This is a genomic window from Nioella sp. MMSF_3534, from assembly GCF_030732985.1.
In the GTDB taxonomy this organism is placed as follows: Bacteria; Pseudomonadota; Alphaproteobacteria; order Rhodobacterales; family Rhodobacteraceae; genus Nioella.
Genome location: NZ_JASHJX010000067.1, coordinates 1 through 15917, shown reverse-complemented (window position 1 = coordinate 15917; position 15917 = coordinate 1). Strand labels below are relative to the sequence as shown.

Below are 15917 nucleotides of genomic sequence, written 5' to 3'. Positions count from 1 at the left end.
CTCCCCCGCCGACCACAACCCCGGCAAAACCGTGCCATCACCGCGCAGGGCCCGGCCGGTCAGATCCGTGTGAATCCCGCCAAGCGATTTCCGCGTCAGCACATTCAGACGCACCCCGATCAGCGGCCCGGCTTTGGGATCAAGTATGCGGTGCGGCTTCGCCGTTCGGATCAGCTTGTCGCCCGGATAGGCCCGCGCGCCCCGGATCGCGGTCACCTGCGTGTCCTTTGCGACCTTGTTCGCAATCTGCCGATCCCGGTCCTCGATCTGCCCGCGAATATGATCAAACGAGAGTTCCGGGCCGGGATTGATGCGGTTCATCCCCGCCACCAGATCCTCCAGCCTGCCCGCCACGACGAAATCTTCGCCCTTTTCCTTGAACGCCTCGACCGCACCGGTGGCCCCTTTTCCCAGTCTTTCTTTCAGAACCGCCCGCCAACGGCCCGATGTCAGGTCGGGATTCTGTTCCGACCCGGACAGGGCGAACTCCTTTTCGATGATCTTCTGGGTCAGGATGAACCAGCTATGGGAATGCCCCGTGGACAGGATGCGTTTCAGCGTGCCGAGCGTGTCGAAGCCGGGGAAGAACGGTGCCTGCATCCGGTCACCATTGGCGTCGAACCACAGCGAGGACGGCCCGGGCAGGATGCGGATACCGTGGCCCGGCCAGATCGGATCCCAGTTCCGCACCCCCTCGCAATAATGCCACATGCGGTCCTTGTTGATGACGGCGGCACCCGTGCGCTCGGCCACCAGTTGCATCTGCCCGTCCACATAGTCCGGCACGCCCGACACCATCTGCTCGGGCGGCATCCCCAACCGGTCGCGGGGCCAATAGTCGCGCACCAGCTCGTGGTTGCCGCCAATGCCGCCGGTTGTCAGCACAACGGCCCCGGCGCGTAGGGTGAACTCTCCTTCCACCTCGCGATTGGTCGGGGCACCGCGCGGGGCATCGTCATTGGCCAGCGAGACCCCATGCACCCCCTGCACCTCGTCGCCCTCGATGATCAGCCCGGTCACCCGGTGGCGAAAGCGCAGCGCGATCCTGTCATGGGCGCGGATGCGGTCCGCATAAGGCCGCACCACGCCCGTCCCGGTACCCCATGTGATGTGAAACCGCGGGATGGAATTGCCATGCCCACCCGCCAGCGCGCCGCCGCGTTCGGCCCATCCCACCACGGGAAACCAGCGCATGCCGAGCCCGTGCAGGTAAGACCGCATCGGACCGGCGGCGAAATCCAGATAGGCCTCGGCCCATTGACGCGGCATGTCATCCACCGCCCGATCAAACTGCGCGGATCCCATCCAGTCGGCGCGGGCCAGGTCGCGGCTGTCTTTCAGGCCAAGCCGACGCTGTTCGGGGGTGTTCACCATGAAGAGCCCGCCTAGGCTCCACCAGGCCTGCCCGCCAAGCGATTGCGGCCCTTCCTGATCGAGCAGGATCACGCTGCGCCCACGTTCCGCCGCATGCCAGGCCGCGACCATGCCGGCCAGCCCGCCGCCAACGACGATCACATCTGCGTCCATTCCCCGTCCTCCCCTCGCCGAAGGCTACCCCGTCCGCCCGGTTTCGCAAAACCCGCCCTTGCGTCAGGTTCGGTGCAGAACCTCCAGCCCCAGGACCGTCGGCAGGTGGCGGGCGATCTCGGACCAGGTTGCGCCTTCGTCGAAACTGGCGAAAACCGACCCGGTATTGGTGCCGAAATAGACGCCTGCGGGATCGGCCCGATCGGTGGACATGGACTGGCGCAGGACGGTGAAGAAACAGGCGGTTTGCGGCAGGCCAGCGCGCATCGCCTGCCAACTGTCGCCCCCGTCGCAGGATCGCCAGACAGCGGCGGCGGCATCGGGCGGGAAACGGCCCGCCATGTCGCCATTGAGGGGGATCGTCCAGATCATCGCCGGGTCATGGGGATTGACGGCAATGGGAAAGCCGAAGGTCGAGGGCAGGCCGTCGGTGATATCGTCCCAGGACCGGCCCTCGTCGCGGCTGCGGAACACGCCGTGGTGGTTCTGCTGGTAGAGCGTTCCGTCGCTGGCGCGTTGCATGTTGTGAACACAGTACCCGGTCTGCCCGTCACGCGGCGCGGCGGGGTGGTCGTGATGGGCGCAGCTTTCCGCGTTGGACAGGCGATTGCGCCGGTCCCAGCTTTGGCCGCCATCCTCGCTGGCGAAGACCCCGGCGGCAGAGATCGCGATCCACAGTTTTGCCAGGTCGGCAGGGTGAGAGACAATGGTGTGCAACGTCAGCCCTACCGCGCCGGGGCCCCAGCCTTCGCGGCTTTCGTGACTGGCGAGGCCTTCGTTGCGGGTCCAGCTCTGCCCGCCATCGCGGCTTTCCAGAAGGGTGCCGGGCTTCACGCCTGCATAGAGCACCCCATGCGCCTGATGCAGCGACCAGACCGAGTGCAGATCGTCCCCGAACGGGGGCGGTGTATCGGTCCAGCCGATCATCGCGGCGAATTCGGCGTCGTTCGCGGCCCATTCATCCATCTGCCCGGAGGAGAGCTTGGCAAGCTGCCATGTTTCGCCGCCGTCCTCTGACCGCCAGACGCCCGCCCCATGCCAGTCGCCGCCGCCCCCCGCCCAGATCGTGCCGGTAACCGGGTCGCCCACCATGTGATTGATCGGCCAGCCGCCGCAATGGGGGCCGCTGACCCGCCAATCGCTGCGGTCCGCGCCGCCAGAGATCAGGAAAGCGCCCTTGGTGGTGCCGACGAGGACAGTAATGGATTGAGGCATGGGAAATCTCGCGCAGGGGTGGAATACCCCGGAAGAATAGCAGCTATTGCGCGAGTCACCCAAGCCCTTTGAGATCAGGCCGCGGCGGGCTGGTCCTCGTCGTCCTGCGCTGTGGCTTTCGGAACCGGGACCGGGGTGATGCAGGGCAAGGACTCTTCCAACAGGCGCAAGGCCGTATCGGGGTCGAGTGTTTGGGTGGCTTCATGTTTGGATATATCGGGCCTCTTTGGCTTTGGATATCCTCGAAGATCAGGTAAAGAATGCCGCCTGCCGTAAACAGCATGAAACCCGAACATCGCCCCCTCCGGTCAGATGAGGAGCGAGGCCGCGCCTTCCAGCCTGAGAAGCGCCACCTTTGTCTCGACCCCACCCGCGCCAGAGAAACCGCCAAGCCCGGTCGAGGACAAGACCCGGTGACAGGGGATCAGGACGGGAATCGGATTGGCACCACAGGCTTGCCCGATGGCCTGTGCAGAGACGCCAAGTTCTGTGGCCAGTTCTCCATAGGTCCGGGTTTCGCCATGCGGAATGGCGCAGAGCGCGCGGTAGAAAACCTGCTGAAAATCCGACCCGCGCGGGGCGAGTGGAAGGGTAAAGCAGGTCAGCTTCCCCGCGAAATAGGCGGCCAGTTCCCCGGCCGCCCGCCACATCAGATCCGTCTCGGGCGGGGCATCCTCGTCCCGCCACTCAAGCGCCGTGATAGCCCCCTCCTGTTCGGTCAGGGTCAGCCGACCCACGGGGCTATCCACGCAAGCGATCATTCGGCAGCGTCGAGCTTGTCCTGCGTGCGCAACTCGAAATCCGAGGCATCGTGGCGTTCATGCAGCTGCGTTGCCGGATCGCCCGCCGTGCGGTTCACCATCCGGCCCCGCTTGACGGCGGGGCGGGCATAGATGCGCTCGGCCCATTCGACCACGTTGGTGTAGCTGGCCACGTCCAGGAACTCCGCCGCGCCATACTGCCAGCCCTTCACCAGCCCGCCATACCAGGGCCAGATCGCCATATCGGCGATGGAGTAGTCACCACCCGCCATCCATTCATTGTCCGCAAGGTGCCGGTCCAGCACATCCAATTGGCGCTTCACCTCCATGGCAAAGCGATTGATCGGGTATTCCCATTTCTCGGGCGCATAGGCGTAGAAATGGCCGAAGCCGCCGCCCAGATAGGGCGCGCTGCCCATCTGCCAGAAGAGCCAGTTCAGCGTTTCCGTCCGCGCGGGGCCGGAGGCGGGCAGGAAGGCCCCGAACTTCTCGGCCAGATGCATCAGGATCGAGGCGGATTCGAAGACGCGCACCGGCTCCGCTCCGGTATGGTCCACAAGCGCCGGGATCTTGGAATTGGGATTGGCCCCGACAAAGCCGGACCCGAACTGATCGCCCTTACCAATGCTAATCAGCCAGGCGTCGTATTCGGCATCGTGCCCGGCGGCCAGAAGCTCCTCCAGCATCACGGTCACCTTCACCCCGTTGGGCGTGCCCTGGGAATAGAGCTGGAATGGATGTTTGCCGACCGGCAGCGCCTTCTCGTGGGTGGCCCCGGCAATGGGTCGGTTGATCGAGGCGAAGGTTCCGCCGCTTTCCTTGTCCCAGGTCCAGACCTTGGGGGGCTCATAGGGTTTGGGGTCGGTCATGGGGATATCCTGTTTTCAAATGAATCGCGCTTGCGTTGACGAAAGATAGGGCGCGAAGGCGCCAAGCGAAAGGCGCGGGTGACCCTGCGAATTCGCACATCCCCCATGCGCTGAACACCGCCGGTCCGCTCGGGCCTCTGGGATTGCCGTTGCAAGGGGATGGCTTGCGGCAGAGAGTGACGCCAAAACAACGGGCAGGAGGCACAGATGCCAAGCTTGAGAACGACGCTTGTTATGGCCGCGGCCCTCTTGGGCCTTGCGGCCTGTTCCCAGACCCTGCGCACCCAGGCCGCCGCCGTCATGCAGCTGGCGGACGGGACCGAGTGGGTTCTGACGGGCGATATCCAGACCGATTTCGAACTGTCCTCAGTGACCCGGCTGTCAGGCGACGGGATCACGTGCGAGATGCCGATGGAGTTGCGGCGGGACCGGTCGGGCGCAGGCATCATGACCTGCCGCGATGGCACCGGCGCGGTGATCTATTCCGAAGAGCGGGTGGTTCCGACCGGCATGTACCCGATTGCCGTGCGCGGCACCTATGTGGACGGGATCGACACGACACGCGGGCGGGGCCGGATGGCCTTTGGCTGGGGCAGCTTTGCAGACCCGGACTACCTGCGCGGGTTGATGGAGTAAGTGGAAAGGGCGCCCCATTGGAACGCCCTTTGTTCAGAATGCAAATGCCGGTTCAACCAAGCGCCTCGTCACAGCGTTTGCAGGTGCCCGTGTGGGCATGCGTCCCAACATCGGGCAGGATCTTCCAGCAGCGCTGGCATTTCTCGCCCTCTGCGGTCTCAAACACCACGCCTACGCCCTCGACCTCGGGCAGGCGGAACGCCTCCTGCGGCAGGGGATCGCCGGTCAGGCTGACATCCGAGGTGATCACGACATCGGCGAAGTTGACCGAGCGCAGGGCTGTCAGGATCTCCGCATCGCGCACATGCACCACCGGCGCGGCCTCCAGCGAGGCGCCGATCACCTTCTCGCGGCGCTGGATTTCCAGCGCGGCGGTGACGACCCGACGGGCGCGACGCACCTTGGCCCATTTGGCGGCCAGCGGCTCGTCCAGCCAGTCGGCGGGTGTCTCGGGGAAGTCCACGAGGTGGACCGAGCTATCCTCGCCCGGGAACCGTTCCAGCCAGACCTCCTCCATTGTGAAGACAAGGATCGGGGCCAGCCAGGTGGTCAGCCGGTGGAACAGGATATCCAGCACCGTCCGCGCCGCGCGGCGGTTCAGGGTGTCGCCGTCGCAATAAAGCGCGTCCTTGCGGATGTCGAAATAGAAGGCCGACAGATCCGTGGTGGCGAAGTTGAACAGCGCCTGGAACACGCCCTGGAAGTCGAACGAGGCATAGCCCGCCCGCACGGTATGATCCAGCTGCGCCAGACGGTGCAGCACCCACCGTTCCAGTTCCGGCATCTCGGCGGGATCAACCCGGTCCGCTTCGCTGAAGTCGGACAAAGACCCCAGCATGAAGCGCATGGTGTTGCGCAACCGGCGATAGCTGTCGGCGGTGCCTTTCAGGATCTCCGGCCCGATCCGTTGATCGTTTGTGTAGTCCGCCTGCGCCACCCAGAGCCGCAGGATATCGGCCCCGTATTGCTTGACGACCGCCTCGGGCACGATGGTGTTGCCCAGAGACTTGGACATCTTCATGCCCTTTTCGTCCAGCGTGAAGCCATGGGTCACCACGTTGCGATAGGGCGCGCGGCCAAGCGTGCCGCAGGCTTGCAGCAGCGAGGAATGGAACCAGCCGCGATGCTGGTCGGTCCCTTCCATATAGACATCGGCGATGCCGTCTTCGGTGCCGTCTTCCCGGTCACGCAGAACGAACGCATGGGTGGAGCCGGAGTCGAACCACACATCCAGAACGTCAAAAACCTGCTCGTACTCGTCAGGGTTCACGATGCCACCAAGGAACCGCTCCTTCGCGCCGTCCATGTACCAGACATCCGCGCCCTCGGCCTCGAACGCCTCGGCAATGCGGGCGTTGACCTCTGCATTGCGCAGCAGGAAATCCGCGTCGGTCGGCAGCGCGCCCTTTTTCGTGAAACAGGTCAGCGGCACGCCCCAGGCCCGTTGACGCGACAGAACCCAGTCGGGCCGGGCCTCGATCATGGAATAAAGCCGGTTGCGCCCGGTCTGCGGGGTCCATTTCACCAGCTTGTCGATCGAGGTCAGGGCCCGTTCGCGGATGGTTGTGCCGTACTGGTCCTGAGCGTCGCCCACGGGCTTGTCGATGGCAGCAAACCATTGCGGCGTGTTGCGGAAGATGACCGGTGCCTTGGACCGCCAGCTATGCGGGTAGCTGTGGGTCACTCGGCCGCGCGCGATGATGGCACCGGCCTCGACCAGCTTGTCGATCACGGCGGCATTGGCCTTGCCTTCCTTGCCCTTGCGATCGAAGACCTGGAGGCCCGCGAAGAAGGGCACATGCGGCAGGAATTCTGATTCCTCGCCCACGTTGTGGGTCATCCGGTCGAGCCAGTTGCGCTTCATGAAGCATTCATAGTCGTCGGCCCCGTGCGAGGGCGCGGTATGGACAAAGCCCGTCCCCGCATCGTCGGTCACATGATCACCGTCGATCATCGGCACGTCGTAATCCCAGAAGCCATCGGCCCCGTCGAGCCCGTGGAAGGGATGTTGCAGCATCAGCGCGCCGAGTTCATCCGCGCTTACGTCGCGCAGGCGGCGATACATGCTGTCATCGAGGCGCGATTTGGACAGCACTTCACCAGCCAGATTGTCAGCCAGCAGATAGCGGTCGCCGATCCGGCACCAGCACTCCTCGGGCCGCCCGGTGACTTCGTAAAGCCCGTAAGAGATCGCCGGGTTGAAGGCCACGGCCTTGTTCGACGGGATTGTCCAGGGGGTCGTCGTCCAGATGACGGCCTTGACGCCTTGCAGGTCGCCCTGCCCGTTCGTCGACTTGAACGGCACCCAGATCGTGTGGCTCTTGTGGTCGTGATACTCGATCTCGGCCTCAGCGAGCGCGGTCTTTTCAACGGGGCTCCACATCACGGGCTTGGACCCCTGATAAAGCGTGCCGTTCATCAGGAACTTCATGAATTCCTCGGCGATCACCCGCTCAGCGTGATAGGCCATGGTCAGGTAGGGATCAGCCCAGTTGCCGGTGATGCCAAGACGCTTGAATTCATCGCGCTGGATATCGACCCAGCCTTCGGCGAATTTGCGGCATTCCTGGCGGAAGGCCACGACATCCACGTCGTCCTTGTTCTGCCCCTTGGCGCGGTACTGTTCCTCGATCTTCCATTCAATGGGCAGCCCGTGACAGTCCCAGCCGGGGATATAGCGGCTGTCATGGCCCATCATCTGATGCGACCGCACGATCATATCCTTGATCGTCTTGTTCAGCGCGTGGCCGATATGCAGGTGGCCGTTGGCGTAAGGAGGGCCGTCATGCAGCGTGAAGGGCGTGCGGCCCTCCTTGGCGCGCAGGCGGTCATAGATGCCCATCTTTTCCCAACGTTCCAGCCATTCCGGCTCGCGCTTGGGCAGGCCCGCGCGCATGGGGAAATCGGTTTTGGGCAGGTTCAGCGTGTCTTTGTAGTCGGGCATTTGCCCGGTCGTATCGGCGCACATGGATCGGCGTCCTTCAGATAGTCTGTCGGGATGGGGTTATCAGGGCGGTGCGAAAAATCAAACACCTTGTCCCGGCGTCTCTTGGTCTCAGAGAGCCGGGCCGATAATTCGAATAATGATGCGCACGAATGGGCGGGTCATGACGCGTCTTATAGGCCTGCGGGCGGGAGGCGTCCAGAGGGCCGTGGCGCGACCAGATGGCCACTGGCGAACTGCGCGCCGCGGTCCCAGACTGATCGCATGACACCCACGCCGCTCGCCAAGTTCGACATCACCCGCCCCGAGATCGAACGGGTCGTCGCCCGCTTCTATGCCGGTGTGCGGGCGCATCCGGTTCTGGGGCCGGTCTTTGCCGCGCATGTGACGGATTGGCCCCCGCATGAGGCCAAGATTGCCCGGTTCTGGGCCAATGCGATCCTGGGCGAACGGGGCTATGACGGCAATCCGATGGTCAAGCATATGCAGGCAGGCAATGTCCGGCCGGGCATGTTCGAGCCGTGGCTAAAGCTGTTCGACAGCGTTCTGGCGGAGGAACTGACCGAAGATCAGGCGGCCAGGTGGTCGGCACTGGCACATCGGATCGGGCGCTCGCTGAGGGCCGGTGTGGTGGATCGGGACACCCTGCCCGGCGGCATCCCGAAGCTGAGATAACGCGGACCGGTACTGCCGGGCGCGGGGAAGGATCTTGCAAGATCCTTTCAAGATTTTTCAAAAATCTTGCCCGCGCCAGGCGGCAAGGTCAGCCGCAGGGGCCACCCACCATGCCGATCCCGCGCAGGATATGGACCACGCCGACAACATCGGCCGCCACACAGACGACGAGGTTCAAGGTGCGCGCATCAGGTGCCAGATCGCGCATCCGCATCAGCCCGGATGACCCTGCCAGCATGGCCAGCGCCCCGAACAGAAGCGCGCCGTAGTCCATGTAGGAACAGGTTCGCACACCGTTGATCGAACTGGTCGACAAGGTCGTGAAGCTGATGACGAAGCCGAGGACCGCGAAAATGAGGGCCGCTTTGCTGGCCCCCGACAGGCTGCTCCAACTCATGATAATCTCCTGAAAGTGATGATTGAAACCCGTTCAGGTTGCGCTGAACACCCGCATCGGTCAAGCATCACCGGGCAGGCTTGCACCGTTTCGGCGCACGGGTCAGGGGCAAAGAGGGCGAGGAGCGGATGAAAATCGGAATTGCAGGTGCCGGAATCGGCGGGTTGGCGGCAGCGGCCCTTCTGGCACGCGACGGGCACTCGGTCGCCGTGTTCGACCAGTTCGACGCACCGCAGCCCGTGGGGTCGGGCCTCGTGATCCAGCCTGTCGGCCTGTCCGTGCTCGACAGGATTGGCGTGGGCGACAAGGCACGCCGCCTTGGGGCACGGATCTCGTCGATGTTCGGGCACGAGGCGGAAAACCATCGCGTCGTTCTGTCTGTCAGCTACGGGAACGCCCCGGATCGCAAGGGCCTTGGCATTCATCGCGCAACGCTGTTTTCCCTGCTTCTTGACGCAGCACAGGATGCAGGCGCGCGGCTGGTACCCTCGCACCGGGTTCTGGGGCGCGAGGGGCAGGCGCTTCGTTTCGACGACCGGCTGTCAGACCCGTTTGACCTGATTGTCGATGCCTGCGGCGCGGGCTCGCATCTTTCCCCGCTAATCAGCCGCCCCCTGCCCTACGGCGCGGTCTGGGCCACCGTTCCATGGCCAGAGGACAGCCCGCTGCCGCAGGATCGGCTGACGCAATGCTATCGGCGCGCGGACCGGATGTTCGGTGTCCTGCCCGTGGGGGCCATGCCGGACCAGCCCGGTCAGCAGCTTGCCGCCATCTTCTACTCTCTGCCCGTCTCGGGGTTCGAGGACTGGTCCCGCGCTGACTTTGCCCATTGGCGACAGCAGGCCATCAGGCTCTGGCCCGATTTCGCCCCGTTCCTTGGCTGGGTCGCGGGCCATGACGCCTTCACCTTCGCCAGCTACACGCACGGGTCGCTGGCGAAACCCTATGGCGAGGGGATCGTGCATATCGGCGATGCGGCACACCGGGCCAGTCCGCAACTGGGGCAAGGGGCGAATATGGCCTTGCTGGATGCCCTGGCCCTGCAGCACGCGCTTGCAATGGCCGAAGGGGAGGAGGCCCTGCGTCTCTATGCCGGGGCGCGGCGCTGGCATGTGGCCACCTATCAGGCGCTCAGCGCCTCGTTCACGCCGCAATACCAGTCCGACAGCCGGGTCCTGCCGGTGATCCGGGACCGCGTTCTTGCGCCGATGTCACGCATATGGCCCGTTCCAGGTATCCTGACACGGCTGGTCTGCGGCGACCTTGTCCCGCCGATGCCCGCACTTACGCCGGTTGCGCGCGGGATGTGACCCGTTCCCGCCAGATGATATAGAGCCCTGCCCCCACGGTCAGGGCTATTCCCGCCGCGGCCAGGCCATCAGGCAGATCGTCGAAGAAGATCAGCCCCAGAAGCGTCGCCACCGGAATTTCCAGATACTGCATCGGGGCCAGCGTGGCAGAGGGCGCAAACCGCAGCGACCACGTCATCAGCAGATGCGCGACCGTGCCAAGCACGCCCATGGCCACCAGCAGCCACGCATCCGACCCCGACGGCCAGCCCGGCGTCAGATCCGGCAGGTCAATAGGCAACAGCAGCAGCGCCAGCAGGATCGGCACGCCGACCAGACCGCCGACGGCCTGCAAGGCCAGCGGGTCCGCCTCTTTTGCGATCTGTCTTGTGACCAGCATGAAGACCGAGAAGATGAAGGCCACCGACAGGGGCAGCGTCGCGATCCAACCCACCTCGGAAAAGCTTGGTTGGATCACCATCAGCGTGCCGACAAAGCCCACCCCGCAGGCAGCGATCCGGCGGATGCCGACCTCTTCCCCCAGGATGAAATGACCCATGATCAGCATGATGAAGGGCATCACGAAGGCAATCGCCACCGCATCGGCCAGCGGCAGATAGCGCAGGCTGAGGAACATGAAGGAGATGCCAAGGATCTGCAGGATCGACCGAAAGGCGGTCAGGCGAAAGGTGCGCGGACTCATCCGCAGGGTACCGCCCATCAGCCAGAGAAGCGGCACCAGCAGCAACGCCTGCGCGCCGAACCGCACCAGAACCAGCACGATCAGCGGCACGCTGTCCCCGAGCAGTTTGGCCAGCGCGTCGCCGAACGGGATCAGCACGCAGAACCCCAGCATGAAGAGAATGCCCAGAAGCGGGCGGTCCCCGGTCATGTTGCATCCCCTTTGCCGAACAGCCCTGACAGTGCCCGGCGCACGAGGCCGGTGACGGAAGGCCGGGTCGATTTGCGGAAGGGCAGCGGGCGGCAGACCTCCATCGCGGCAACCCCCACGCGGGCGGTGAGCGCGCCATTGACGACGCCCTCGCCAAAGCGGCGCGAGATTTTGCCGACAAGGCCGCTGCCGATAATGGGCTCCAGCATGTCGTCGCCAACGGCCACCATACCAGTGGCAACCAGATGGGTGATCACCGTGCGCGTCAGACGCCATCCGCCAAGGGTTCCCGCGCGACCCCCGTAGATTTCCGCGATGCGCCGGATCATCCGCAAATTTGCGGTCAGCGCGGCAACGACATCGGCAAGCGCCAGAGGCACCAGAGCGGTGACCGTCGCAACCTGTCGCGTCGCGGCCTCGACCTCGGCCCGCGCTGCGGCGTCGAGCGGGGCGAGCAGGTGATCCTCGGCCAGATGCAGGACCGCATCCGCATCGAAGATATCGTCCTTGCGGGCGGCCAGAGCCTCTCGTCCCAGACGCAGCTCGGGCCGCGACTTGTACAGCGCGACGAGGTCATCCGATACCTTCTGCGCGGCCTTCAGGTCACTGGTGGCAAGGGCGGATTCAGCCGCTTTCTGCAACCCGTCGAGCCGCCCGAGGCTGAAGAACGATGCCGCCTCGCGCAGGGCCACCAGCAGCGCGGCCAGAAGGAAGAGCCCGATCAGCCCGGTGGCGATCCAGCCAAGAATGGGGTTCGAGGCCAGCAAAGCCGTCACGAAGTTCCATGCCGCCAGCGAGATCACGAAACCAAGAAGCGCCGTCAGCGAGGCCCAGAAGAACCGCGCCAGACGCGAGGGTTTGCGTGCGGCCAGCGTTGCCACGGTCTGCATGGCGCGGCCCGTGGGCGCGGGCAGGTCGAGATCGGGCACCGGCGGGGCGGCGGCGGGGCCTTCTGCGGGGGTGTCGTCCAGCTCGATCAGGACGGGGCCTTTGCGGTCGCTCATGCCAGCTTGTCCCCCAACAGGAATTCGGCGGCGCGGTCCAGCCGGATATGCGGCGGGCCTTCACCGGGTTTCAGGGTCAGTTCGGCGGGCGCGAAGCGCATGACCGAGTAGTCGGCATCGAGCCAGGCGGTTTCGCCCTTCCGCGCCGGGGCCAGCAGGTGGCCGGGGTCTTCGGGCAGTTCACCGGGGTGAAAGGCCGCCTGTTTGCCTGTATCCAGCAGAGTGCCCCGCACAAGATCCAGCTCCTTGCCGTTGTGGGCCCTCGTCTCCTCCACCGTGGCCCGCAAAGCGGCAATCGCCATGGCCTGTGTCTTCGCCCTGGCAAAATCGGCCCGGTCGCGCGCGTCGCGCAGCAGCGCCTCCATGATCGCGGTCAGGCGCGTGTGCTGCTTGTGATGCAGGTGGTCGGCCTTGGTGGCGGCGAAGAGGATCTTCTCCACCCGCTTGCCCATGATCGCCGACAGGAAGGAATTCCTCCCGGGCCGGAACGCCCCCAGAATGCCCGCCATCGCACGGCGCAGATCCTCGACCGCCTGCGGGCCGGAATGGATCGCGCCAAGCGCATCGACCAGCACCACCTGCCGGTCGATCCGGGCAAAGTGATTGCGGAAGAAGGGTTTGACGACCTGCGCCTTGTAGGCTTCGTACCGCCGGGCCATTTCCCGGCGCAGGCTACCGCGCGGGGCGTCACCGGGGGGCAGCGGTGCGAAGGTCAGAACCGGGCTGCCCTCCAGCTCTCCGGGCAGCAGGAACCGGCCGGGGGTGCAATCGGAGAAGCCCGCCTCACGCGCCTCGTTCAGATAGTCGGTGAAGCTGCGGGCAAGGCCCTGCGCTGTGGCTTCTTCCAGATTCGCGCTGCCATCTGTGGCCTCGATCAGGGACCAGAACGGGCGCGCCAGATCGCGATGTTCGGCCCGCGACAGGGTGTCGGCGCTCCATTGGTCGTAGCTTTGCTCCAACAGCGCCAGATCCAGCAGCCACTCCCCCGGATAGTCCACGATGTCGATATGAACCGTGCGCGGGCCGGAGAGGCCCGAGAGAAGGCCCGAGGGTTGGACGCGCAAGGACAGGCGCAGTTCCGACACGGCGCGGGTCGACTCGGGCCAATGGGGGTTGCGGCCCGTCAGCGCCGCCAGATGGGTTTCATAGTCGAAACGCGGTACCGTATCGTCCGGCTGCGGTTGCAGGAACGCCGCCTGAATGCGCCCGGAGCTGGCGGCTTGCAGACCCGGCATCCGCCCCCGGTCCAGCAGATTGGCCACCAGCGAGGTGATGAACACCGTCTTGCCCGCACGCGACAGGCCAGTGACCCCCAAGCGGATCACCGGTTCGAAAAACGTTTCGGAAATGGCCGAGCCGACGTTTTCCACGCCGCGGCCCAGAGTGTCGGAAATGGCACCGATGACCAAGCGAACTGTCCTTTGCGAAACCCAATGGGTCAGAGAATAGGCATTCGCGGCGGCGGTTTACAGGGCCGATTGCCCTTTCACCCGCTTTGCGGTAGCGGAAGCCCATGCCCCGCTTTGCGCTATTGATAGAATATGACGGTCGCCCCTTTTCAGGCTGGCAGAGACAACCCGACCGGCCCTCGGTTCAGGGAGCGATTGAAGAAGCCCTGTCGCGTCTGGAACGGGACGTGCCCTCGATTGCAACCGCGGGCCGTACCGATGCGGGCGTGCATGCGCTCGGCCAGGTTGCCCATTGCGATTTGGCCCGCGACTGGGACCTGTTTCGACTGACCGAGGCGGTGAACTATCACCTGAAACCGCGCCCGGTTGCTGTTGTGGCCGCAGCCCGTGTCGCAGACGATTGGCATGCGCGGTTTTCGGCGCTGGAACGGCAATACGTGTTTCGCCTGATCGCCCGGCGCGCGCCCCTGACCCATGACGCGGGCAAGGTCTGGCATGTCAAGAACAAGCTGGATATCGAGGCGATGCGAGAAGGGGCAAGGCATTTGATCGGCCTGCATGATTTCACCACCTTTCGCGCCACGATCTGCCAGGCGGCAAGTCCGGTCAAGACGCTGGACGAGATCAGGATCGAGCAGGTTGACTACCCCTATGGGGCCGAGTTCCGGTTTCACCTGCGTGCACGGTCTTTCCTGCACAATCAGGTCAGGTCGATCGTTGGCACATTGGAACGGGTCGGGGCCGGGTCATGGTCGCCTGAGGATGTGAAGACGGCCCTTGAGGCGAGGGATCGGGCGGCCTGCGGACCGGTCAGCCCGCCAGAGGGGCTCTACCTGAATCATGTCCGCTACCCGGAACCGGTTTTCTACCCGGAACCGGTTTTCGTGGCTGGAAAATAAGCATGGGGGCGCTGCCCCCGTCGCCTTTCAGGCGACTCCCCCGAGGTATTTGTAACCAAGATGAAAGGGGGGGGCGCGTTAAGGTTAATGGGGATAGTGTGACGAAGTATTTACCTTGTCGCGACCATGCACGGGGTGCCACTGGGGCCTGAGACGCGCTATGGCGGGTCTGGCACGAGATGAGGGAACAGATGGGACCGGCCCTGCCAATCGTAACGGATATCGTACTTGTGGGTGGCGGCCATACCCATGCGCTTGTGCTGAAGGCCTGGGGGATGCGCCCTTTGCCGGGTGTCCGGCTGACGGTGATCAACCCCGGACCGACGGCACCCTATTCCGGCATGTTGCCCGGTCATGTTGCGGGGCATTACAGCCGCGACGCGCTCGATATTGATCTGGTCAGACTGGCCCGTTTTGCCGGGGCGCGGCTGGTAATCGGCACGGCCAGCGGCATCGACCCGGTTGCGCGGCAGGTGACGGTCCCGGATCGGGCCCCGATCAGCTATGATCTTCTGTCCGTCGATATTGGCATTCACAGCCGGATGCCCGAGATCCGCGGGTTTGACCCCCATGGTATCGCCGCGAAACCGCTTGACCGTTTCGCGGATGCCTGGGGCCGGTTTGTCGAGGCTGGCGGCGGACCGGTAACGGTGATCGGGGCTGGTGTGGCCGGAGCGGAACTTGCGCTTGCGGCGGCGTTCCGGCTGAGAGCCGAAACAGGTGCTGCGGAAGTGACCCTGATCGACAAGGGAGACATTCTCGACGGCATACACCCGAAGGCCCGCGCGCGATTGCTGGCAGAGCTTGCCAAGGCCGGAGTCCAATGCGTCCCGAGAGAGACAATTGCCGGGATTTCCCCGGCCGGTGTCACCCTCGCATCGGGCGGCGTCCTGCCCTCCGCTTTTACCCTTGGCGTTGCCGGGGCCCGCCCTCATGGCTGGCTTGCCGATACCGGTCTGACCCTGCGGGAGGGGTATATCACCGTCGATCGGCACTTGCGCTCGGTGTCTCATCCGGAGGTTTTCGCCGCCGGGGATTGCGCCGATCTGGCTTTCGATCCGCGCCCCAAGGCCGGTGTTTATGCCGTGCGCGCCGCCCCTGTCCTTCTGCGCAATATGCGGGCTCTGGCCATGGGGCGAGAAGATGACCTGCTGCCCTTCCGACCACAGCGCGATTACCTCAAGCTGATTTCCCTGGGCAGCAAACGGGCATTGGCGGAAAGGGGAGGGGTCGTCGGGGCAGGGTCCATGTTGTGGCGCTGGAAGGACCGGATCGACCAGGGGTTCATGGACAAGTTCCGCGACCTGTCGCCAATGGCATCGCCGCGCCTGCCCCGAGAGCTGGCAAAAGGCGTCCGGGAAACGCTTGGCGACAAACCCATGTGCGGGGGCTGCGGGGCC

The 15917-nt window shown here is 64.8% G+C and carries 14 protein-coding genes; 5 read left to right on the top strand and 9 right to left on the bottom strand.

From position 1 onward, the window contains the following. The 4 genes from RBB16_RS19235 to yghU all read right to left on the bottom strand — a co-directional run. A partial coding sequence (locus RBB16_RS19235) for an FAD-binding dehydrogenase (protein WP_306047665.1) occupies window positions 1-1527 on the bottom strand: 1527 nt, incomplete at its 3' end. Window positions 1528-1590: 63 nt separating this feature from the next. Beyond that, window positions 1591-2742, bottom strand: coding sequence for an exo-alpha-sialidase (locus tag RBB16_RS19230; protein ID WP_306047664.1), 1152 nt, complete (start codon window positions 2740-2742; stop codon window positions 1591-1593). Window positions 2743-3050: 308 nt separating this feature from the next. After that, window positions 3051-3503 carry a methylated-DNA--[protein]-cysteine S-methyltransferase gene (locus tag RBB16_RS19225; RefSeq protein WP_306047663.1) on the bottom strand — a complete coding sequence of 151 codons (453 nt, stop codon included), beginning with the start codon at window positions 3501-3503 and terminating at the stop codon, window positions 3051-3053. Then, a complete protein-coding gene (gene yghU, locus RBB16_RS19220) occupies window positions 3500-4372 on the bottom strand; it encodes a glutathione-dependent disulfide-bond oxidoreductase (RefSeq protein WP_306047662.1) in 873 nt (290 codons plus the stop codon). Before yghU ends, RBB16_RS19225 begins: the two co-directional genes overlap by 4 nt. A gap of 207 nt (window positions 4373-4579) precedes the next feature. Between yghU and RBB16_RS19215 the strand changes: the two genes are divergently transcribed. Then, on the top strand, window positions 4580-5008 hold the full coding sequence (locus RBB16_RS19215) for a hypothetical protein (RefSeq protein ID WP_306047661.1): 429 nt from the start codon (window positions 4580-4582) through the stop codon (window positions 5006-5008). Window positions 5009-5060: 52 nt separating this feature from the next. Here the strand turns inward: RBB16_RS19215 and ileS are convergent, their stop codons facing one another. Further along, window positions 5061-7976, bottom strand: coding sequence for an isoleucine--tRNA ligase (ileS, locus tag RBB16_RS19210; RefSeq protein ID WP_306047660.1), 2916 nt, complete (start codon window positions 7974-7976; stop codon window positions 5061-5063). A gap of 240 nt (window positions 7977-8216) precedes the next feature. Between ileS and RBB16_RS19205 the strand changes: the two genes are divergently transcribed. Next, the gene (locus RBB16_RS19205) at window positions 8217-8627 is read left to right on the top strand and encodes a group III truncated hemoglobin (protein ID WP_306047659.1); all 411 of its coding nucleotides are present in this window, start codon (window positions 8217-8219) and stop codon (window positions 8625-8627) included. 88 nt (window positions 8628-8715) lie between these two features. On the opposite strand, the gene RBB16_RS19200 is transcribed toward RBB16_RS19205, so the two are convergent. Then, window positions 8716-9024: a hypothetical protein gene (locus RBB16_RS19200; RefSeq protein ID WP_306047658.1), complete on the bottom strand. Its 309-nt coding sequence runs from the start codon at window positions 9022-9024 to the stop codon at window positions 8716-8718. A gap of 128 nt (window positions 9025-9152) precedes the next feature. Here RBB16_RS19200 and RBB16_RS19195 point away from each other — a divergent pair, with 128 nt between their 5' ends. After that, window positions 9153-10334 carry an NAD(P)/FAD-dependent oxidoreductase gene (locus RBB16_RS19195; protein ID WP_306047657.1) on the top strand — a complete coding sequence of 394 codons (1182 nt, stop codon included), beginning with the start codon at window positions 9153-9155 and terminating at the stop codon, window positions 10332-10334. Here the strand turns inward: RBB16_RS19195 and RBB16_RS19190 are convergent. Genes RBB16_RS19190 through RBB16_RS19180 form a run of 3 tightly spaced genes read right to left on the bottom strand, consistent with a single transcriptional unit; the run spans window position 10309 to window position 13618 of the window. After that, window positions 10309-11205 (bottom strand): DMT family transporter, encoded by an 897-nt coding sequence (locus RBB16_RS19190; protein WP_306047656.1) that lies wholly within the window; start codon window positions 11203-11205, stop codon window positions 10309-10311. The two genes, RBB16_RS19195 and RBB16_RS19190, sit on opposite strands and share 26 nt — an antisense overlap. Next, window positions 11202-12209 (bottom strand): TIGR01620 family protein, encoded by a 1008-nt coding sequence (locus RBB16_RS19185; RefSeq protein WP_306047655.1) that lies wholly within the window; start codon window positions 12207-12209, stop codon window positions 11202-11204. The genes RBB16_RS19190 and RBB16_RS19185 overlap by 4 nt, the downstream gene beginning before the upstream one ends. Further along, a complete protein-coding gene (locus tag RBB16_RS19180; protein ID WP_306047654.1) occupies window positions 12206-13618 on the bottom strand; it encodes a YcjX family protein in 1413 nt (470 codons plus the stop codon). Before RBB16_RS19180 ends, RBB16_RS19185 begins: the two co-directional genes overlap by 4 nt. Window positions 13619-13722: 104 nt before the next feature. On the opposite strand from RBB16_RS19180, the gene truA reads away from it, so the two are divergent. Continuing rightward, window positions 13723-14517 (top strand): tRNA pseudouridine(38-40) synthase TruA, encoded by a 795-nt coding sequence (truA, locus tag RBB16_RS19175; protein ID WP_306047653.1) that lies wholly within the window; start codon window positions 13723-13725, stop codon window positions 14515-14517. Between the two features lie 191 nt (window positions 14518-14708). Continuing rightward, a partial coding sequence (locus tag RBB16_RS19170) for an FAD-dependent oxidoreductase (protein WP_306047652.1) occupies window positions 14709-15917 on the top strand: 1209 nt, incomplete at its 3' end.